The organism is Anaerolineae bacterium (genome assembly GCA_035529315.1).
Lineage (GTDB): Bacteria > Desulfobacterota > Desulfobacteria > Desulfobacterales > ETH-SRB1 > Desulfaltia.
On sequence record DATKWZ010000010.1, the window covers coordinates 1 to 20896 of the forward strand.

The following is a 20896-nucleotide window of genomic DNA, read 5'->3' on the forward strand; positions in this document are numbered from 1 at the left end:
CAGCGGCAGAGAAGAATGCCCGAATCTTGGCTATAAACCAAGGCATAAGCAAGGGTACTTTCCTGTTCCTCCGACAGACAAATTTCAGGACCTGCGCACCCGAATGCTTCTCACCCTTGAAAAACTTGGTATAGATGTTGAATGCCAGCATCACGAAGCCGCAACAGCGGGGCAGTCGGAAATTGATATGCGATTTAAACCGCTTCTACAAATGGGTGATCAGCTCATGTGGTTTAAGTATGTGCTTAAAAACATAGCAACTCGTGATAACCGTACGGTTACATTTATGCCGAAACCTCTTTTCGAGGATAATGGCTCTGGAATGCACACACATATCAGTATATGGAAAAACGGAGAGCCAATCTTTGCGGGTAATCAATATGCCGGGGTTTCTCAGGAGGCTCTTTACGGAATCGGAGGAATATTAAAACACTGCGGCGCGCTGTGTGCTCTTACCAATCCGACCACCAATTCTTACAAGCGTCTTGTACCGGGTTTTGAAGCTCCTGTAAATCTGGCATATTCAAGCCGTAACCGGAGTGCCGCAATCCGCATACCAATGTATTCCGCATCGCCAAAGGCAAAGCGGATTGAATTTCGAACCCCTGACCCATCCTGTAACGGGTACCTTGCCTTTTCAGCAATTCTGATGGCTGTATTAGACGGCATCGAAAACAGGATTGACCCTGGTGAGCCATTAGACAAAGACATATATGGTCTTCCGCCGGAAGAGCTTGCCGATATACCGTCTGCTCCCGGCTCTCTCGAAGAGGCTCTTGACGCCTTAAAAAAAGACCACGCCTTCCTGCTTAAAGGTGATGTGTTTACTCAGGATGTTATTGATACATGGATTGAATATAAGACCAAAAACGAGGTAAACGCTGTTAAACTTCGTCCGCATCCGCATGAATTCTTTCTTTACTTCGACATATAGGGTTCTTCTCCATTTTAGCTGGAGAAGAGTGCTCTTTGTCCCCTAGCTTCGATGAGGATATCTTTTTATTATGTTTGAGTCTTTTCAAGATGTTAGTTTGGTTTGCCCCTGGTTTCTCCTTTTTTTCCCTTCTATTTTTTCAATTGGATCATTTACGTAGACTTTTCCGAGTCCAATCGGTGAAGTAAAAGTTCCACCTTTTTTATCTTCACTAATTCCATCTGAAAAACAGAGATCTACAGGGACTTTACCTCTTCCACCTTGTGCATCTACTACATAAAGTGGGCGCAGAAAACCTGTAGTGGTTCCGCAAAGGTCTCTACAGATTTCTTTTCCTCTGTATACATCTGTCCTGAAATGACCTGTTCCCTCAACAAGGTCAGCATAATATAGATAATATGGTTTTATTCCCATTTTCCCGAGGCCGTGTAGCAGGTTTTTCATTACATCTGTGTCATCGTTAACTCCCTTCAGCAAAACAGTTTGATTTCCTATGGGAATGCCCAGTTCCCTTAAAACTTTAATGGCCTGATAACTTTTGGCAGTTATTTCATTAGGATGATTGAAGTGCGTGTTTATGTAGAGTTGCGGATCTTTAAGTGACTGGGGTGTATGTTTTCTTAATACCTCGATTAGTTCTTTGTCTTCAATAATCTTTTGTGGCCAGACGCATGGGACTCTTGTCCCGATTCTTATCAATTCAAGATGTTGAATTTTTTTTAGTTTTCCCAAGATGTCATCAAGTCTGTTATGGGTTATCAATAGCGGATCCCCACCAGAGATTAATACGTCTCTGATATCTTCGTGAGATGCAACGTATTCAATTCCCTTTTTTATATCCTCTGTGGTTGGATTCTTACGGACATCACCTACTTTTCTTTTTCTGGTGCAGAATCTGCAATACATTGAGCACTCGTTTGATATAAGCAATAAAACCCTGTCTGGATACCTGTGGATTATTGTCCTTGGACCACCAAGCGGAATATCTCCTTCCTCATCCAGTGGATCTGCTGTCAGGTCCTTATAATGCTCAAGTTCCCCGACACCAGGAATTGCCTGTTTCCAAATACCGTCATTCATCTTTTCAATGAGACTGAGGTAATACGTATTTACTCTCATAGGATATTTGGCTATTACTTCCTTGAGTCTGGGGTCAACCGCTACCTTCCGTCCTGCAAGCCATTTCTCCAAATCCTCAAATGTCCTTATAGAGTTTCTCAAAATCTCTTTATATGCCATAAATAATTCTCCATTGGTTAATTTACAGGAAAAACCAATAGCCAGGGGCTAATTACCGTTAATATTGAACGAATGCGTCGAGCAATTGTTTCAGTATACTATGTGAAATAAGGGGTCAAGCCTAAGTTTGCCCCATGAGCAATCTATTTTCTCTTATTTCAATAATTTTTCTGATTTTTTATCTTTATTCTTAAACTTCTATAGTTAATTATGGCTGTTTCCCGTAACAAAGTTAAAAAGTATAAACAATACAACGTATTAGTATTCAGCTTTGTTTTATATTAAAATGTGAAATACGGCTAAAATGCATGCTATTTTTAATATGCGGCTGTTTTGCCGTGGCATAGAGGTATTTATGGGACATTTCTCAGTTTATAAGTTTGTATCGTCAAAAAGTGAATACTGGCTTTTCTTGGCATATATTTTCTGTATCACTCATTTCGTTTATTAGAAACTTATAATGTGAAGAACATCCCCTACTTCCCACGGTTAAATGCGTAGCCTGTTTAACCGTGGTATGCCGTATGTAGCCTGGGATGAAATATCGTCTCGCTCGTGGCATTTTTCAGCATCCTTCTTAGAGGGCTGTTTTCACCCCTAAAAAGCGGGTTCTAAGCGTTCTAAAAGGTATCTACATAGGGGCCTTTTGTCGTATTACCAATAGCTTACCATAGTCAGACCCCAAGGCACGAACCCCAAGGCACGACCAAATTCACGAATATTCAAGTTTCAAGACCCCGGTGTTCTTTGTGCTCTTTTGAGGTTCATGCCCAGGTTAGATATAAAATCCGGCAATTAGCAGACCGCTTACCAAGACCGATGCAACGATACTTCCAATCATCGCGTTCGTTGATATTTTCAATCCCTGGCCATTGTTGAATCTCGACAACGCCCAGCCAAGCACCGCAAACAGAACAATGTCAAAAAGTCCGTGAGTTATCCAATGATGCCCGGTAAGCGCTGCCATTGCCTTAAGGACAGTGCCTTCATTTGTTTCTTTTAAGATGACCAGCAGTGCACTGATAACGCTGGTTATCGCAAAGGATAAGCCGAACGACTTGGTATATTTTCCGATTTCAAGGGTTTCCATGGTCAGATTCCTTTCGTCTTTATAAGTAAAGCGACTTTTACGGCAACACTGATAATAGCCCCGGAGCCTTCCATTGCAAGAGATGTCGGCACGATCAGTCCCGCCACCCAGAGAACGATCTTTCTAACTGCTTTATTGGAAGGAATATAGCCGGACGCGACAATCGGAAGGTAGGTGGCCAGCAGAAGCAGCATTAAAAAAACGTGTTCCTTTAACTCCATTAAAAAGTTATGGCCGAAAGCCCACGGTCCCGCCTTTATAAATGCTTTGTCCACACCGTAATAGACGATGTAAAAATAACCTCCCAGAAAGTAGGTCAGCCACATCAAGACCGCACAGATTAAACTTATGTTTTTTATCCGGGCTACCGAGGAATCACCGGCATTCAGGGTGTCCACAAAAACCCATAACGCCGCAAGTGTTGCCAGCCCCCCTGTGACAGGATGCAATAACAGCAAAACATTTTCCATCGTTTTTACTCCTTTCGCTTAAAGGTTAATTGACAAATACCAGTACATCGATAAATGGTTACTTTTCTATATCGAAATTGGGGTCGGACCAAGTTAATATTCCGATATTCCATTTTATTTATTCCAAAACCATAGGTTTTCGCCTTATCATCAGTTAGCGCCAATTGAACCCACCGTCGATGCGCTGACTGGAAGTCTTCGAAATTGTTGTGCAACTTTGGGGTCACATCTCCACAAAAAATATATCATCAAATCTCTGGCCACCTTATCTTTTTCCGGTATTCTTAAAGATTCTCTGAATAATTCAAGATCACATCCTAAAGCATCGGATAAGTCTCGCAGTAGTTTTTCAGGCTCATGCTTCTTAAACAGCATTATCTGTTGAGGCAGTTCCAGTTTGCCTTGATTGTATTCATTGTATCTTTTGGCAAGTTCCTTTTTTTGCCGTTTCGACAGCGGTAGCTTCCCGCTATCCAAGGCAATTGAGTCCCAAATATCTTCAACAAGAATAAGCTTTTGTGGTAGGTTCAAACTGTTTATTTCAGCGGCAATTTTGTCTGGTTCCATTTTTTTCTTCACATATCATGGAATATACGGTCTAAATATGTATCGTATTTTTTACAGCGAATAACACAAAGTGTTGTAAATTACAATAAAACAAATGTTGCCATACTGACAAATCCCCCCTGCCCCCCCCTTTTTTTTGCCAAAGGGGGATTCAGGAGGATTTCGTATCAGAGAAAGTTCGAGATAGTGAGTTTGTATTTAAATCTATCTGCGTTCATCTGTGTAGATCTGTGGCTGAATAGTTACTAAAAATTTTTCTTAAACCTATACTTCAAATATGGGCAGAAAAGAGATGGGGTAATTGAAGCGGACTATTCCCACTCAATGGTGCTGGGCGGCTTGGAACTGATGTCATAGACTACGCGATTAACACCTCTTACTTCATTAATAATGCGGTTGGAGATCCTGCCTAACAGAGAGTGGGGAAGCCTGGCCCAGTCCGCGGTCATGGCATCTGCGCTGGTCACCGCCCGAATGGCTGCAATGTGTTCGTAAGTCCTCTGGTCTCCCATAATCCCCACACTTTTCAGCGGGAGAAGCACGGCAAAGGACTGCCAGACCTTCCTGTACAGGCCGTTCTCCTTGATTTCCTCAAGGAGAATCACGTCCAGGTTCCGCAAGATGGAAAGCCTTGCCTGGGTGACATCACCGATAATTCGAATAGCAAGACCCGGACCCGGGAAGGGTTGTCTCCAGACAAGATCTTCCGGGAGTCCGAGTTTTTTTCCAAGGACACGCACTTCATCTTTGAAAAGGTGTTTGAGCGGTTCAATGAGTTTAAGCTTCATGTTCTTTGGGAGCCCACCCACATTGTGGTGCGATTTGATCACCGCGCTGGGGCCTCCGTAAACCGACCTTGACTCGATGATATCCGGATAAAGTGTTCCCTGGGCAAGAAATTTCACGCCCTGGAGTTTGTGTGCCTCTTTTTCAAAGATTTCTATAAACGCGCGCCCGATAATCTTCCGCTTCTTTTCAGGATCAACAACCCCCTTTAATAGATTCAGAAACACCCTTTTAGCGCTGATAAATCTTAGATTCATCTTGAAGTGCTTCTTAAAGAGCCGCTTGACCTGCTCTGCCTCACCTTGCCTCAAGAGACCGTTGTCGACAAAGATGCAAATCAATTGCTTGCCGATAGCCTGATGGAGAAGAAGCGCTGTCACCGAGGAATCAACACCTCCACTTAAGCCAAGGATCACTCTCTGGTCTCCGACCAGGGCCCTTATCTCCTGAACCGATTCCTTGATAAAAGATTTCATCGTCCAGGTCTTCCTGCACCCGCAGGTGGCAAACAGAAAATTCTTCAACATGGTTTTCCCCATGGGGGTATGGGCGACTTCAGGGTGGAGTTGTAATCCGTAGAACCTTTTTAAGGGATTTTCCATGGCCGCCACACCGGTACTCGCGGTTGATGCCGTCACCCTGAAACCCCTGGGCAGGCTGCTGACCATGTCTCTATGGCTCATCCAGCAATTTGTCTTTTTCTCGATTCCATAAAAAATGCCTGTGGCATCTTTTATTCGGAGTTCAACAAGGCCGTATTCCCTCTTATCCGCCCTCTTTACCTCTCCTCCCAGGGCATCCGCCATGTACTGCATGCCATAACAGATACCGAGAATCGGAATACCCAGGTCAAAGATTCCAAGGTCCACCCGCGGGCTGTTCTCTTCATATATGCTTGCAGGGCCTCCGGAAAATATGATCCCCTCGGGCGCCAGCGCTTTGATCTCGGCAAGGCTGATCCAGGGGGGTTCAATCCGGCAATAGACACGATGCTCACGCACCCGTCTGGCGATGAGCTGGTTGTACTGGGAACCAAAGTCAATGATCAAGATCACGTTTATTTCCTTAAAAATCGCTCAACTTAGGTTAAATATAGTTTTGAGTTTTTAATTCAACATTCAAAATTAATAATTCGTTAAAAACGATTACCACCACATACGAACCTTCACTCCCTGAGCGTGCAGAGCTTCCTTGATTTGCCTTATCGTATGCGTGCCATGGTGAACCATCGATGCAACAAGGGCCGCATCAGCCTTGCCCTTTGTCAGGACATCGTAGATATGGTCTATGTTTCCGGCGCCGCCGGAAGCGATGACCGGGATATTAACGTTCTCAGATATGAGTGGAGTCAAGGCCATTTCATAACCCTGCCGGGTCCCGTCTGCATCAATGGAATTAAGGCAAATCTCTCCTGCCCCCATGCTTTCCGCCTTCTTTGCCCACTCAAGGGCATCAAGGCCCGTATAAGTCCTGCCTCCATTAATGACAATCTCATATCCTGACGGGATCTTGCGAGAGACCTCCACCTTTTTGACATCCATACCGAGCACAATGCACTGGCTTCCAAAGGCGCGCGCGCCATCCGCGATGATTTCAGGGTTTTGGACAGCCGCCGTGTTTACGCTCACCTTTTCCGCACCAGCCAGAAGCACACGGCGCATATCTTCAATGGTCCTGATCCCGCCCCCTACGGAAAATGGTATGAAGATCTCTTCAGCCACACGGCGCACCACGTCTATCATAATGTCCCGGCGGTCGCTTGAAGCGGTTATGTCGTAAAAGACGATTTCATCAGCCCCTTCATTATAGTAGAAACGGGCCATCTCCACAGGGTCGCCGATATCGATATTGCCTTGAAACTTTATACCCTTGGTGGTTTTGCCGTCTCTCACATCAAGACAGGGTATGATCCTTTTACTCAGCATGGCGACCATCCCAAATGCAAAAATTCTCCAAAAGCCTCAGCCCTGCCTTGCCGCTCTTTTCCGGATGAAATTGCACTGCTATCAGGTTCTTATGGCCAATGACAGAGGCAAACTCCATACCATGGCAAGTCGTCCCGAACACATATTTATCCGATGCAGGCAGAGTATAATACGCATGCACAAAATAGAACTCATCTTCCGGGGCGATACCTTCCAGAACCGGATGTTCTTTCCGCAAATTTACGCTGTTCCAGCCCATATGGGGTATTTTGAGCCGATCCTTTTCTTCAGAAAAAAGCGGCTGAGGAAACAATTCAACATTTCCCTTGATAAGCCCTAAACACCCGGCTTCATTTTCACGGCTCCTTTCCAAAATAATCTGCGCGCCGAGACATATCCCAAGGATCGGCTTGCCGGCATTAAACTCATACCTCAACACCTCATCCAACCCCAGGCGCTTTAGATCGGACATGGCCTTGCCGGCTGCCCCTACACCCGGAAAGATGATCCTTTCACAGCTCAAGATTTCCTCCCGGCGTTGAGTAATCCTGCACCCATAGCCCAATTTTTTCAGGGCACGCTCCACACTGCTCAGGTTGCCGGCCTTATAATCAATAATTGCAATCATTATGTTTACTTATATTATTAGAGCTCCGAGCACTAAAGGTCAAGGTTTATCTCCTTTCCAGACAGTCCTTTGACAGGCCTTCATCAAATCCTACAGGGTAGCATCCATCAAAACATGCTTTGCAGAAGTTATTCTCAGGGCTATCCATACCGGTTGACTTAAGAAGACCCTCAAGACTGATATAATGAAGAGAATCCAGGCCCAGCAGCTCGCGAAGCTCTTTAATAGATTTGTTTGCCGCTATCAATTCACCTTTGGTCGGAAAATCTATTCCATAATGACATGGAAAGCGAAGCGGAGGGGAGCTAACGCGTATATGCACCCTCTTTACGCCTAACTCACGCAGGGCTTTTACTCTTGTCTTAACTGTGGTTCCACGTATTATTGAATCGTCTATTATAATAATATCTTTGCCCTTTAAAAGCTCTTTTACAGGATTCAGTTTTACCCTTACACCAAAATCACGCATGCTCTGTGTTGGTTGAATAAATGTTCTGCCCACATAGTGATTCCGGATCATAGCCATCTCAAAGGGGATGCCGGAAGCTTCCGAATAACCCAAAGCCGCATAAGTTCCTGAATCAGGAAAAGGCATAACAAAATCTGCTTCAACATGAGCTTCTCCGGCAAGGCATCTGCCATGCGTCTTTCTCGTTTGATAAACATTAAGCCCGAATATTGTGCTGTCCGGCCTTGCAAAATAGATCAATTCAAATATGCAAAATGTTCGTTTTGCAGTAATGGGCGACTTTATGCTTTTTATCCCGTTTTCTCCTATAATGACTATCTCGCCTGGATCGAGCTCCCTTATAAACTTCGCCTCAACAAGATCAAGAGCGCATGTTTCCGACGCAAGCACATAGCATCCATTAAGTTTTCCGAGACACAGGGGCCTGAAACCGTTTGGATCCTTTATGCCAATGACCTCTCCGTTGCTTGTAAGCATAATAAAAGAAAAGGCGCCTTTCATCCTGGATACAGTTTCAACAAGAGCCTCTTCAAATCCTAATTTCAGGCTTTTTACAAAAAGATGGAGAAAAATCTCGCTGTCCGTGGTGGTCTGAAAAATCGATCCGGTTGTTTCAAGCTCATTTTTCAGGCTATACGCGTTTACCAGATTGCCGTTGTGGGCGACAGCATAAGATTTTTTTCTGTGATGTATAACAAAAGGTTGTGCATTGGAGAGCACCGAACTTCCTGTTGTGGAATAACGGACATGTCCTATAGCGCTTTCACCCTTTAATTGCTCCAGATGGGTCTTCTCGAAAACATCAGGCACAAGCCCCATTCCCTTGAACGCTGTGATGTTTTTGTTGCCGGCTGTTGCTATGCCGGCGCTTTCTTGCCCCCTGTGCTGGAGAGCATACAAACCAAAATATGTAATCTTGGCTGCTTCAGGATAACCGCAAAGACCAAACAGTCCACATGCTTCCCGGGGTTTTTCCAGGTATCTTTCCATTATATTATCATCTTACTTATTATACTCCTGAATCGATTTAACCGAAAACTTTTTTCTTTTTATTGCCGTTATTCCCCTGCACATGGCCATTGCGCCGGCTACTGTTGTGGCATAAGGGATATTATATTTTATGGTAGCGCGTCTTATATCATACCCGTCATGTTTGGTTTCTCCTCCTGAACCCGTATTTATAACCAGTTGAATCTCTTTGTTCTTGATCGCATCCACGACATGCGGGCGACCAAGAGAAACCTTGTTTATCATTTTATTTTCTATTCCGTGTTTAGCCAGGAACAATGAAGTTCCACAGGTTGCCATAATCGTAAAACCTATGTCGCTATATTGAGATGCGACGGAAAGGGCTGCTTCTTTATCACTATTCTTTACACTGATAAAAACTGTTCCAGAAACAGGTAGGTTCTGTCCAGCCCCGATCTGTGCCTTGGCATAAGCAGACCCGAATTTCGATCCTATGCCCATGACCTCTCCGGTTGATTTCATCTCAGGCCCAAGAAGTGTGTCAACATCAGGAAACCTGTCAAACGGAAGCACAGCCTCCTTTACTGAAACATGATTGGGAATTCTTTGGCAGGTAAAACCAAGTTCGTTTAAGCTGCGACCAAGCATAACCTTTGTGGCGAGCTTTGCAAGGGGCACACCGGTCGCCTTGCTGACAAACGGAATTGTCCTGGAAGCCCTTGGATTTACTTCAAGCACATATATACGATTATCCCTAATAGCATATTGCACATTTATCAGGCCTATGACATTTAATTCCGACGCCATGGCTTTTGTAGCGATTATTATTTCTTCCAGAGTATCGGTATCCAGGCTGTACGGAGGAAGAACACAGGCCGAATCACCTGAATGGATGCCGGCCTCCTCAATATGCTCCATAATGCCGCCGATTGTGCTTGTCTTTCCATCTGAAATTGCATCCACATCAACCTCAACAGCATCTTCCAGAAACTTGTCTATCAGCACCGGATGCCCCGGAGATGCCAGGATGGCAAGCCTTGTAAAATTTTCCAGATCCTTCCGATTATATACTATCTTCATCGCCCTTCCGCCAAGCACATAGGAAGGCCTGACGATTACAGGATATCCGATCTCTTCCGCAACAGCCACGGCCTCTTCAACATTTACAGCAGTGCCGTTTGCAGGCTGAACAAGGCCCAGCTTTTTTAACATGGCCTGAAAAAGCTCACGATCTTCAGCGCGATTAATACTTTCCGGCTGTGTACCCAATATGGGGACACCGGCCTCAGCCAAAGGAACGGCAAGATTTAAAGGGGTCTGACCGCCGAACTGGACAATCACTCCCATAGGCTTTTCAGTTTCAAAAATGTGCAGCACATCCTCCTTTGTAAGAGGTTCAAAATAAAGCTTGTCGGATGTGTCGTAATCTGTGCTCACAGTTTCAGGATTACTGTTTACCATTATGCTTTCGACACCTTCTTCCCTAAGCGCAAAAGAAGCATGGACGCAACAATAATCGAATTCAATCCCCTGCCCTATTCTGTTGGGGCCCCCTCCTAAAATCATCACCTTCTTTTTGTCAGAAACCCTTGCTTCGCTCTCCATCTCATAGGTGGAATAGAAATATGGTGTTGAAGCCTTGAATTCTGCTGCGCATGTATCAACAAGCTTGTAAACAGGACGGATGCCGAGGGCCTTGCGGTTTTTCTCCACACTTTTTTCACTGAAACCTGTAAGACAGGCTATCTGTATATCTGAAAAACCCCACGACTTTGCTTTTTTTAACAGCGAAATTGAAGTTTCATCATTCCTGGTCGTAAGGGTTGAAGCAATCTCCCGTTCAAGTTCAACTACTTGCTTAAGCTGATACAGAAACCATGGATCAATGCGGGTTAACCCATAAATGGATTGAATCGACATTCCTTTAATCAGGGCATAACGAAGATAAAAAATTCTCTCGGAATTTGGCGTTGCGAGTTTCTGCTGGATTTGATTTAAAGATAATTCCTCGTTATCCTTACCATCACCGCCCAAACCGTAACGTCCTGTTTCAAGTGATCTTAAAGCTTTCTGCAGAGCTTCCTTAAATGTTCTGCCGATGGCCATTGTTTCACCGACAGATTTCATGGCCGTGGTAAGGTAATCTTTGGTTTCAGGGAATTTTTCAAAAGTCCATCGCGGTATTTTGACTACACAGTAATCAAGGGCCGGCTCAAAGGACGCAAGTGTCTTCCCTGTAATGTCGTTTGGAATTTCATCAAGGGTATATCCCACCGCCAGTTTAGCGGCTATCCTGGCAATAGGGAAACCTGTGGCCTTTGAAGCAAGAGCGCTGCTTCGCGAAACCCTTGGATTCATCTCAACAACAATCATTTCCCCGTTTTCAGGATTGACGGCAAACTGTACATTTGAGCCCCCGGTATCAACCCCTATTTCACGCATGATTGCAATAGAGGCATCCCTCATCACCTGGTATTCTTTATCGCTTAAGGTCTGGATCGGAGCGACCGTAATACTGTCGCCCGTGTGTATGCCCATGGGGTCCATATTCTCTATGGAGCATACAATAACAACATTATCATTCTTATCCCGCATGACCTCAAGTTCATATTCCTTCCAGCCCAACACAGATTCCTCAAGCATTATCTGCCCGATTAAACTTGCGTCCAACCCTGTTTTGGATAGTTTTTCCAGGTCTTCGGGATTATAGGCAACACCGCCCCCTGTTCCTCCAAGGGTGAAGCTCGGCCGAATAATGATCGGAAATCCAATCTTATCTGCTATGGCTGCGACCTGCACCATATCTGTTGCTATCCCGCTTTTGGGTATGCGAAGCCCTATCCTCTCCATTGAATTTCGGAAAAGGTCCCTGTCTTCAGCCTTTTTTATGGATTCAATCGACGCCCCTATCATCTCGACACCGAATTTGTCTAACACGCCCATCTCTGCAACTTGAACGGCTGTATTAAGCCCTGTCTGGCCGCCCAGGGTCGGAAGCAAAGCATCAGGCCGCTCCCTTTCGATTACCATCGCAACTATCTCAGGGGTAACAGGCTCAATATAGGTTTGATCGGCTATTTCAGGATCGGTCATGATCGTCGCGGGATTGCTGTTGACGAGAACAACCTTATAACCTTCCTCTTTTAAGGCCTTGCACGCCTGAGTACCCGAGTAATCAAACTCACAACCCTGGCTAATGATTATGGGACCGGCTCCGATTATAAGAATCTTATGTATGTCTGTGCGTTTCGGCATTATTTCATTAAAAAATTTTTTTTGACAAGATTAACAGGATATTCAGGATTAAAACATCAAAACTTATCATGTAAATCCTCATTAAAATCCTTTACTTTGCGTTTGGTTGCAACTTTCAGTTCATCAAAATTAATAATTAGCGCCTGAACAAAAACTTTCTTCTTTGTCATTTCGACCGAAGGGAGAAATCTTTAAAAGTTTTTTTCAAAGGGCTAAGATGTTATCATTTTTTTAAATTCATCAAAGAGATATTTTGAATCATGGGGACCGGGAGATGCTTCAGGATGGTATTGCACTGAAAAAACAGGATATTTCGTATGTCTGAAGCCTTCCAAAGTATTATCATTTAAATTTATGTGGGTTATTTCAACATCTTTATTACTCAGGCTATCGACATCTACAACAAATCCATGGTTTTGAGAAGTAATCTCGACCTTTCCGGTTAAAAGATTCTTAACAGGCTGATTAGCGCCCCGGTGACCGAATTTTAATTTAAAAGTTTTTCCGCCCAGGGCGAGCGCCATTATCTGATGTCCAAGGCATATACCAAACATGGGCCGATATCCCAAAAGCTCCCTTATGGTTTCTATGGCATATGTAACAGGTTCAGGATCACCAGGGCCGTTGGAAAGAAAAACCCCATCAGGTTCCATTGCTTTTACAGTATCAGCAGATGTTGAAGCCGGCACAACGATGATTTCAAATCCTGCCTTTTCCAGGCATCTTAAAATATTATATTTTATCCCAAAGTCAAAGGCGATAACCGAATGTTTCTTTCCTTTATGTCTCCAAATGGTTTTATCAAACATTAAGTCGCGATCAACCGAAACCCGCCTTCCGTCAATCCAATAATAGGGAAGCCTGGTAGTTACATCCCTCACAAGATCCTGCCCTGCTATGCAGGGTATCTTCTTTGCCTTTTTCACGCATGACAATTGGTCAAGATCATGTGTTGAAATAAATGCCCGCATGGCGCCGGCATTCCGGATATGCCTTGTAAGCGCGCGTGTATCAAGCTCCTCTATCCCAAGAACACTTTTTCCATTAAAGCCGGATTTTAAATAATCCGCAAGTGTGGAAGTGGATCTGAAATTGCTTGGAAAATTTTGATATTCTTTAACAAGGAAACCAGAGACCTGTATGCGATCAGACTCGACATCTTCAGGATTAACGCCATAGTTTCCTATCAGAGGATAGGTCATTGTCACTATCTGTCCTCTATATGAGGGATCAGTAAGAACCTCCTGGTATCCTGTCATGCTTGTATTAAACACAACTTCACCCCAGGCCTCTCCGGGCCCTGTAAAAGACCGGCATGTAAAGGTACGTCCGTCTTCAAGCGCTAATAATGCTTTCATGCCCTAACCCCTGATCCCTGCCCCGTGATCCCTGCCCCGTGATCCCTGTGAAAGGGTCATTTCCCACAAGATTCCAGATCCCGCAAGGGCATGCACCCGCGCAAAATCCGCAGCCTATACACCTGGTTTCATCCACAATATATTCAAAATCATCCTTTTCTCTTTCCTGTCTGCTAATCGCGCTTTCAGGACAGACAGCTACACAGATTCCGCAATCCCTGCAAGTTCCGCACGAGGAACATTGAGATCCACAATGATCAAGATCATCAAAAAACGTCACCCTTGGATCAAAATATTCAAGAGATACCCGGTTGCGATCAATCCTTTGGCGGGTATCGCCCAATGGGCGCTTTCCGTCAATAATATCGATAATCGCATTCGCGGCCTTCCTACCGGCTCCTATTGCATCTGTCAACAGCCCTGGCCTTACAACATCTCCAATGGCAAAAATTTTTGCGTCGGTTGTCTGATAATGCTCATTTACTACAATAAATCCTCTCTCAGTGGCCACATTTTTTGGAAGAAATTGCAGATCCGGCACATCTCCAATAGATATTATAATTGTGTCGGCAGGAATTATCTCTCCTGTTGTAAGCATTACCCCTTCTTCGGTAATCTCCTTTGTAAAGCAGGGCCACTTGAACGTTGCCCCGATAGCCTCTGCGCTTTCCCTTTCCTTGCCGAATGAGGCCGGTTCCTGGACATCGATCAGCATAATTTCTTTTGCTCCCAACCTGTGGGCTTCACTGGCAACATCACAGCCGACATTTCCAGCGCCTATTATCACAACACGCTTCCCAGGTTTTGCCTTTCCCTGCTTTGCCTGTATTAGAAAGTCAAAGGCGGTAATCATCCTTTTTTTTCCAGGCACTGGAAGGGTTCTGGGTGTATATGCACCCGCGGCTATAACGATGAAGTCAAAGTCTTCCCTTAATTGCTCCATTTCTTTTTTGTCAAGACGTTGCTGAAGATGCACATGAGATATTACCTTTTCAACCCTTTCCAGTTCAGTTGAAAAGACTTCGCGAGGAATACGGCTGTCTGGAATAACCGAAGATATCTTTCCGCCCAATCTCTTTGCCATGTCATAAACAGTTGCTTTATGTCCCTGCATTCGGAGCTGCCAGGCTATGGATATTCCTGCCGGCCCTCCTCCAATTACTGCAATTTTTTTCCCGCTTTCCGGCGGCAGTTCCGGAAGATTCGCCTTTATACTTACCTGTCCGAGCTTTGTTACATCAATTGGAGACATGGAATCTGAAATCCGGGTGCAGGCCTTCATACATGGGTTTGGACATAGATACCCGCAAACTGTGGCTGGAAATGGTGTATATGAAAGAGCCAGATCCAGAGCCTCATCCACACGACCATCCCGAATCATAGCCCATCTTTTATGAACAGGAATACCAATTGGGCAAGCGGCTTCACAGGGAGCCATATATTTCCGGTTTTCCCATACAGGAACAAAACGCCTTAAATCACCGGTTGTAATTATTGGAATAGGACTTCTGTCAATATCTGTAAGATCGCCAATCAAACCTCCTTTGCCAAGCTCCTTATCCCAAATACCATCCCTGAAAGATTGCATGGATCTGCTCCGGCCTTCAAGCCTTTCATGGGGAGAGCGTGCAATTAGAAGCTGCCACTCCTTCCTGTATGATATTTTTTCAAAAAGTTCGGGGCGTTTTATGCTTTTAAGAAAGATCTTAAGATTTTTTATAAACCAGTTCCAATCTTCATCCTCAACAGGCACAATCTTTGAGTCTGCATGGCTGAATCCTCCGTGGGGGCCGCGAAAAAATACTTTGCCGCCAACCATACCGACAAAAGGACGATATCCCAGGATATTGTCAGGAGTCTGGGCTTCAAACCCGCAGACGACTGAAATGCCTCCTGCCATGAATTCGCCGAAATAATCTCCCACTGACCCCAGCACCCACAGTTCAGGCGGATCAAAGCGCGGATTATGTTTCGTCATGGTCATACCCCTTGCGCCGATACTGCCGCTCACATAAACCTTTCCCTGAGCCATACCATTTGCCACGCCGTTTGAGGCATTTCCATGAATAATGATTTGCGCGCCGGCGTTCAACCAGCCAACATCATCAGAAGCAGAGCCCATTATTTCTATATATGTGTTTGGAAATCCAAGGGAACCGGTGCGCTGTCCACTATAACCGTCTATTTCTATGTGAACGGCCTCTTTTCCGGCCTTCCATAGCCGCCCGCCGATTCCATGCTGACCATAGGCTTTTATTTTAAGATATCTATATCCACGAGCAACGGCATCCTGAATCTCTTCTTCGAGAGCACGTGAATCAAGACGATATCTGTCCTTTTTGCCGGAAATTACATATTGTTCTTTATCCATCCCTCAATCCCTTAATCCCTGAGAATTCTACACTACATATTTTATATTAAGACGGTCAGCCGCACCCTTATCATTTATCCCCAGAGCATCAGACATACCGATAGGCAGAGATGTTGATCTTCCCAGAGGCGCGACAATCTTCTTTAACTCAATATCAAAGCTGATAAAAACGTCCACAATCCTTTGCGCTACCTGTTCAGGATCGAGCCGCCTGTAGAGACGGGGATCCTGGGAAGTAATTCCCTTTGGACACAGACCGATATTGCAGATATTGCACCTGTCCGATTCAGACCCCAAACATCCCGCTGCCGCCTCCATAATATACTTGCCGGCCTGAACCCCGCTTGCCCCCAACATGATCAGAGCGGCGGCGTTAGCTGCCAGATTGCCGGTTTTTCCCACACCCCCTGCTGCAAATAAAGGAATTTCATTCTGCATACCTACTTTGACAAGGTTAAGATAACAGTCACGAATATTACTCGCAATAGGATGTCCCATATGATTCATTGATACATTATAAGCTGCTCCTGTTCCACCGTCTTCACCATCAATAGCAAGACCTGCGGCATAAGGATTTCTGGTCAGGTTGTTCAGAACGGCAAGCGCTGTTGAAGTGCCGGAAATCTTGGGATATACAGGAACTCTAAAACCCCAGGCCATGTACATGGACTGTATCATCTTGGCCACAGACTCTTCTATAGAATATTGAGTCTGATGTGTCGGGGGGCTTGGAAGGCTAATCCCGGAGGGGACACCCCTAATGGCTGCAATCAAACTGTTTACCTTGTGCCACATGAGAAGCCCGCCGTCTCCCGGCTTTGCTCCCTGTCCGTATTTGATTTCAATAGCGCATGGATCCACCTTCATCTCAGGTATGCTGTGGATAATCTCATCCCAGCCAAAATAGCCGCTGGCGATCTGGAGTATTACATACTTTAAAAACCTGCTGCGAAGCAGCCTGGGAGGACAACCCCCTTCACCGGTACTGATTCGAACAGGCATTGAAAGTTCTTCATTGAGATATGCCACACCCATCTGAAGACCTTCCCATATATTGGGCGATAATGCGCCAAAAGACATCCCGCCTATTATTAGCGGATATATCTCTCTGACAGGTGGAATCCAGCCGTTTTCCTCAACAAACTTAAGATTTTCTTCAGGCGGTAAAACCCTTCCTAAAAGAGTGCGAAGTTCAAATTCATGACGTCCTGCATCAAGCGCGGGGTCGGTAAGCATCGAAATCCTGATAAACTTGATTTGATCTAAAAGCGAGCCGGAAACATTCCGCCTTCCCCCGCGTGTGCGAGGCTGCCCTCCTCTATTAATATGAAACCTCAGTTTATCAGCCTCATCGCTTCTTGCCGGTATAATCGCATCATTGGGACAAACCAGAGTGCACATTGCACATCCTACACAACTGTATGCTGGATCTGTTTTCTGGCGTATTCCATAAAATATACTGTGATCACTCAATTGCGTTGCCCCTGGCTCAAGAGAAGCCCGTACGATTCTCTTACGAAATACCCCTAATTCAATAGCCTTGACAGGGCATATCGCAGTGCATTTTCCACAGAGAGTGCATTTATCTTTGTTCCATAGGATCTGCCACGGCAGATCCTTTACGCTTAATGTGGACGGGGTAATTGCTGCGTTTGACAACATATTGCAACCTCCTTACGATCAGGACCAACTATGGCTGTATCGAGATGCATAGGTTGAAAGTCTGTGCTCTTATCACGATCAGGTATGGCTGCATCAAGACCGCATATTTCAGAACAAAAGCAAAACAGACCCTCCCTGCCCCCAACCACTCCCGGCCTCAGTTTTTTACGGTCCTGGGCCATGAAAAGAGAATTATCGGGCAGGCACCCTATCACACAATTTGGCCCGTCAGTAATCAATTTTCTGCAAGAATGTTTCAGTTGCTTTAAAAACTGATAGTCAGGATGGTTTTTAAGATCTTCATCCTGAAGCGGGGTTATTACATGCTTGTAAGCCTCTATACTGAGTCCAAGCTGTAATACTGTATAATGCAGAATATGTGTGAATACTTCCGAGTCTGACTGATATCCTGTGTATCCTTGAAATCCACGTGACATTAGATACTCCCTAATAGGAACAAAGGCTGTATTTTCTCCGTTTGTCATGGTGGAAAATCCCTGGATAAAAAAAGGATGGCACGCATAAAGATTTATCTCATAATTGGTGTTCTGTCTTCCCTGCGCCATGATGACTCGGGCGCCAAGTTCCATCCGGTTAATATTTAAATGCTCGGCCAGCTCGAGAGGCTCGCCAATCTCCTTTATCATGATCGTATCCGGCCAAAAAGAAAATACTATCATGTCTTTTTTTTCTTCTCCCATTTTTTGAAGCTCAAGGCGTAGAATCAGCAATCTGCTACATAACTCATTGGTGCTCAGATTTTCCCACTCTTCCGGATACTCGTACGCCCGCACAAGATATACATCACGTCTCGGCACGCCGGGCGGTGGAGTTTTGGGTGGCTTAAACGACATTCTGTATTTAGTCATAAATCCGACATCCATCATAAATCTGTCCAGACGTTTTAACCCATTTTCGCTGAAAATTCCTGACAAAATCGGCGCATCTTTCATCTTTTCAAAAGGACCTGCCAGATCACGCAATAAAAGCCCAACGCCGGAACCATCATGTCCCTCCCGCATAACATCCAGCGCCCTTAATGCTATCATTGGAGACAGGGGTTCTTCACTGGTTAGCGCAATTAATCGGCACATATTCTTTCTCCTTATCTAAAACTCCAAAATCCATTATCTAACAGCTTACACTTGCTATCTATAATTAAAGGATATAAATATAAAGCAATATTTAAGCCATAAGCAGTAACTATATAAAATATAAATGATTTCGGAATGATATATTTATAGAGTGATGTTCAGGACAAAGCAAGCATTACATTTTTGTTGTTTTAATGTCCAACTTATTACATATATGCAAGTTTGCTTTGGGTATATAGGAGCCTCATCGATACTGGCGATAGTCAATGCCACATTTTTTTAATTTGTAAGCGAACTTTCTTACAGTTGTTTTGAGTATTTTTGAGGCTAAGGTGATATTTCCCCGTGAATTTTTCAGAGAGTCAATTATCATATCCCTTCCCAGATTTTCCACCGCCTCGTCCATGGACAGGGCAGGCAAAGTGTCAGATTCCGTACCTGTCTGCAGTGTGGGAGGAAGATGGTAGCTATGGATCACACCCTCTTCACATAAAAGAACTGCGCGCTCTATACAGTTTTCCAGCTCTCTAACATTTCCGGGCCAGTGGTAATCCATAAGCATATCTATGGCAGGTGTTGAAAACCGTCGGATATCCTTGTTGCTTTCCTTTGTATATTTTTCAAGAAAATGCTCAGCCAAAAGTAAAATATCTGTCTTGCGTTCTCTCAGTGGAGGCAAATATATCGGAAAAACATTCAAACGATAATACAGATCGCCCCTGAAGGTTTCCTCCTCAACTCCCTGTTCAAGATTCTTGTTGGTTGCAGCGATTATTCGAACATCGGTCTTAATGGTTATCTGACCTCCTACACGTTCAAATTCCTTTTCCTGCAAAACGCGAAGGAGTTTTATCTGAACGTCAAGACCAACGGAACCAATTTCATCAAGGAATATCGTTCCCTTATTAGCCAGCTCAAATTTCCCTAACTTTTGCTTTATGGCGCCGGTAAACGCCCCCTTTTCATGCCCAAACAGTTCGCTTTCTATGAGTTCTGAAGGAAGCGCTGCGCAATTTACTTTAACACATGGGCTCTTTGCCCTCAGGCTATTATAATGTATCGAGTTTGCCACCAGCTCTTTGCCTGTTCCGCTCTCTCCACGAATAAGCACCGTGGCATTGCTTCTGGAAACCTGGGATATCATCTGAAAGACTTCCCGCATCTTGTTGCTGTTACCTATGATACCGGTAATACTATATTTGTTTTCCAGTTCGTTTCTAAGCCTCTGGTTCTCCTCTCTTAAGCGCTCCTTTTCAATACGGATTGTTTCCAGATTGATAACATGCCTTGCAACCATAGTCGCAACAACAGACATGAGCTTTTTCCCTTCCTTTAAAGAATAAGATTCGTCAAAAGGTTTATCAACGCTGATTGCTCCGATTACCTTGCTTTCCTTCATTACCGGCACACATATAAACGAAAACCCCCGATCCTTTGTGCTTTTTCTGGAGGCTGTACGATTAAGAAACAAAGGTTCTTCATCGATTTTCGGAATCGCAACCGCCCTGCCTGTTTGAATAACTCTGCCGGTAATCCCCTCACCCAGTTTGTATTTTACTCTTTTAATAGTGCTTTTTGAAAGATCGTGAGCTACCTCTATAAAAATTTCATTCTGCAAAGAGTTTAATATCGTAATTGTGCCGCGCACCATATCCATTGAGCTGGAAAGAATATCCAAAACATCATACAGGCTCTTTCTAAGATCAAGATGCCTGTTTAAAGCCTTGCTGATTTCATAAAGCAGGGTAATTTCTTCTATACGTTTCATGTTAACCTGAATGTTTTATATGGTGAGAAAAAAACATCGGCTTGTGCCGATACACGGTTATAAATTTGAGATTATGATAGACATTTGTATTTTATATAATATCGGTCTTGATAACCTGTGTCAAATTATTAAACAGCCCAAAATCCACCGCCCATTCCCCTCGGGTGCAATACAAAAAAGTGATAAGACATAAGACATTAAATCATTTTTTTGGTATATTTGTTGCTTAATTAGATATTATAGAAATTTTCATTTTTTACCCGATTTCATTAATAGGTTAGAGAATATTCAGTCTGCAATAATGGTTCGCA

At 44.3% G+C, this 20896-nt stretch carries 15 protein-coding genes; 1 reads left to right on the forward strand and 14 read right to left on the reverse strand.

Features of this window, described 5'->3' with window-relative positions; genetic code table 11:
- A partial coding sequence (gene glnA / locus VMW78_01540; protein HUV49689.1) for a type I glutamate--ammonia ligase occupies nucleotides 1-934 on the forward strand: 934 nt, incomplete at its 5' end.
- Between the two features lie 84 nt (nucleotides 935-1018).
- Here the strand turns inward: glnA and VMW78_01545 are convergent.
- The 14 genes from VMW78_01545 to VMW78_01610 all read right to left on the reverse strand — a co-directional run bounded on the left by VMW78_01545 (nucleotide 1019) and on the right by VMW78_01610 (nucleotide 20585).
- Nucleotides 1019-2173 (reverse strand): KamA family radical SAM protein, encoded by a 1155-nt coding sequence (locus VMW78_01545; protein HUV49690.1) that lies wholly within the window; start codon nucleotides 2171-2173, stop codon nucleotides 1019-1021.
- A gap of 775 nt (nucleotides 2174-2948) precedes the next feature.
- Nucleotides 2949-3263, reverse strand: a complete 315-nt coding sequence (locus VMW78_01550; protein HUV49691.1) for a hypothetical protein — start codon at nucleotides 3261-3263, stop codon at nucleotides 2949-2951.
- 2 nt (nucleotides 3264-3265) lie between these two features.
- A complete protein-coding gene (locus tag VMW78_01555) occupies nucleotides 3266-3733 on the reverse strand; it encodes a hypothetical protein (GenBank protein HUV49692.1) in 468 nt (155 codons plus the stop codon).
- A gap of 150 nt (nucleotides 3734-3883) precedes the next feature.
- Nucleotides 3884-4300 carry an addiction module protein gene (locus VMW78_01560; GenBank protein ID HUV49693.1) on the reverse strand — a complete coding sequence of 139 codons (417 nt, stop codon included), beginning with the start codon at nucleotides 4298-4300 and terminating at the stop codon, nucleotides 3884-3886.
- A gap of 311 nt (nucleotides 4301-4611) precedes the next feature.
- Entirely contained in the window at nucleotides 4612-6141 is a 1530-nt protein-coding gene (gene guaA, locus VMW78_01565; protein HUV49694.1) for a glutamine-hydrolyzing GMP synthase, read from the reverse strand.
- Nucleotides 6142-6231: 90 nt separating this feature from the next.
- Complete coding sequence (gene hisF / locus VMW78_01570) at nucleotides 6232-7011, reverse strand: imidazole glycerol phosphate synthase subunit HisF (GenBank protein HUV49695.1); 780 nt, start codon at nucleotides 7009-7011, stop codon at nucleotides 6232-6234.
- Complete coding sequence (hisH, locus tag VMW78_01575) at nucleotides 7001-7639, reverse strand: imidazole glycerol phosphate synthase subunit HisH (GenBank protein ID HUV49696.1); 639 nt, start codon at nucleotides 7637-7639, stop codon at nucleotides 7001-7003. Before hisH ends, hisF begins: the two co-directional genes overlap by 11 nt.
- A gap of 46 nt (nucleotides 7640-7685) precedes the next feature.
- Nucleotides 7686-9098: an amidophosphoribosyltransferase gene (gene purF / locus VMW78_01580; protein ID HUV49697.1), complete on the reverse strand. Its 1413-nt coding sequence runs from the start codon at nucleotides 9096-9098 to the stop codon at nucleotides 7686-7688.
- A 12-nt stretch (nucleotides 9099-9110) separates the two neighbouring features.
- Complete coding sequence (carB, locus tag VMW78_01585) at nucleotides 9111-12332, reverse strand: carbamoyl-phosphate synthase large subunit (protein HUV49698.1); 3222 nt, start codon at nucleotides 12330-12332, stop codon at nucleotides 9111-9113.
- 212 nt (nucleotides 12333-12544) lie between these two features.
- Nucleotides 12545-13690, reverse strand: a complete 1146-nt coding sequence (carA, locus tag VMW78_01590; GenBank protein HUV49699.1) for a glutamine-hydrolyzing carbamoyl-phosphate synthase small subunit — start codon at nucleotides 13688-13690, stop codon at nucleotides 12545-12547.
- On the reverse strand, nucleotides 13668-16061 hold the full coding sequence (locus VMW78_01595) for an FAD-dependent oxidoreductase (GenBank protein ID HUV49700.1): 2394 nt from the start codon (nucleotides 16059-16061) through the stop codon (nucleotides 13668-13670). Before VMW78_01595 ends, carA begins: the two co-directional genes overlap by 23 nt.
- 27 nt (nucleotides 16062-16088) lie before the next feature.
- Nucleotides 16089-17723, reverse strand: coding sequence for a glutamate synthase-related protein (locus VMW78_01600; GenBank protein ID HUV49701.1), 1635 nt, complete (start codon nucleotides 17721-17723; stop codon nucleotides 16089-16091).
- Nucleotides 17687-18817, reverse strand: a complete 1131-nt coding sequence (locus VMW78_01605; GenBank protein ID HUV49702.1) for a glutamate synthase — start codon at nucleotides 18815-18817, stop codon at nucleotides 17687-17689. The genes VMW78_01600 and VMW78_01605 overlap by 37 nt, the downstream gene beginning before the upstream one ends.
- 244 nt (nucleotides 18818-19061) lie before the next feature.
- Nucleotides 19062-20585 carry a sigma 54-interacting transcriptional regulator gene (locus VMW78_01610; protein HUV49703.1) on the reverse strand — a complete coding sequence of 508 codons (1524 nt, stop codon included), beginning with the start codon at nucleotides 20583-20585 and terminating at the stop codon, nucleotides 19062-19064.
- Nucleotides 20586-20896: the final 311 nt, after the last annotated feature.

What these genes read in the sequence shown, in the direction of transcription:
- VMW78_01555 (HUV49692.1), bottom strand. Translation starts at nt 3,733, where the DNA reads ATGGAAAATGTTTTGCTGTTATTGCATCCTGTCACAGGGGGGCTGGCA.
- carB (HUV49698.1), bottom strand. Translation starts at nt 12,332, where the DNA reads ATGCCGAAACGCACAGACATACATAAGATTCTTATAATCGGAGCCGGT.
- VMW78_01545 (HUV49690.1), bottom strand. Translation starts at nt 2,173, where the DNA reads ATGGCATATAAAGAGATTTTGAGAAACTCTATAAGGACATTTGAGGAT.
- VMW78_01610 (HUV49703.1), bottom strand. Translation starts at nt 20,585, where the DNA reads ATGAAACGTATAGAAGAAATTACCCTGCTTTATGAAATCAGCAAGGCT.
- hisH (HUV49696.1), bottom strand. Translation starts at nt 7,639, where the DNA reads ATGATTGCAATTATTGATTATAAGGCCGGCAACCTGAGCAGTGTGGAG.
- hisF (HUV49695.1), bottom strand. Translation starts at nt 7,011, where the DNA reads ATGCTGAGTAAAAGGATCATACCCTGTCTTGATGTGAGAGACGGCAAA.
- VMW78_01605 (HUV49702.1), bottom strand. Translation starts at nt 18,817, where the DNA reads ATGTGCCGATTAATTGCGCTAACCAGTGAAGAACCCCTGTCTCCAATG.
- VMW78_01550 (HUV49691.1), bottom strand. Translation starts at nt 3,263, where the DNA reads ATGGAAACCCTTGAAATCGGAAAATATACCAAGTCGTTCGGCTTATCC.
- carA (HUV49699.1), bottom strand. Translation starts at nt 13,690, where the DNA reads ATGAAAGCATTATTAGCGCTTGAAGACGGACGTACCTTTACATGCCGG.
- VMW78_01595 (HUV49700.1), bottom strand. Translation starts at nt 16,061, where the DNA reads ATGGATAAAGAACAATATGTAATTTCCGGCAAAAAGGACAGATATCGT.
- VMW78_01600 (HUV49701.1), bottom strand. Translation starts at nt 17,723, where the DNA reads ATGTTGTCAAACGCAGCAATTACCCCGTCCACATTAAGCGTAAAGGAT.
- purF (HUV49697.1), bottom strand. Translation starts at nt 9,098, where the DNA reads ATGGAAAGATACCTGGAAAAACCCCGGGAAGCATGTGGACTGTTTGGT.
- VMW78_01560 (HUV49693.1), bottom strand. Translation starts at nt 4,300, where the DNA reads ATGGAACCAGACAAAATTGCCGCTGAAATAAACAGTTTGAACCTACCA.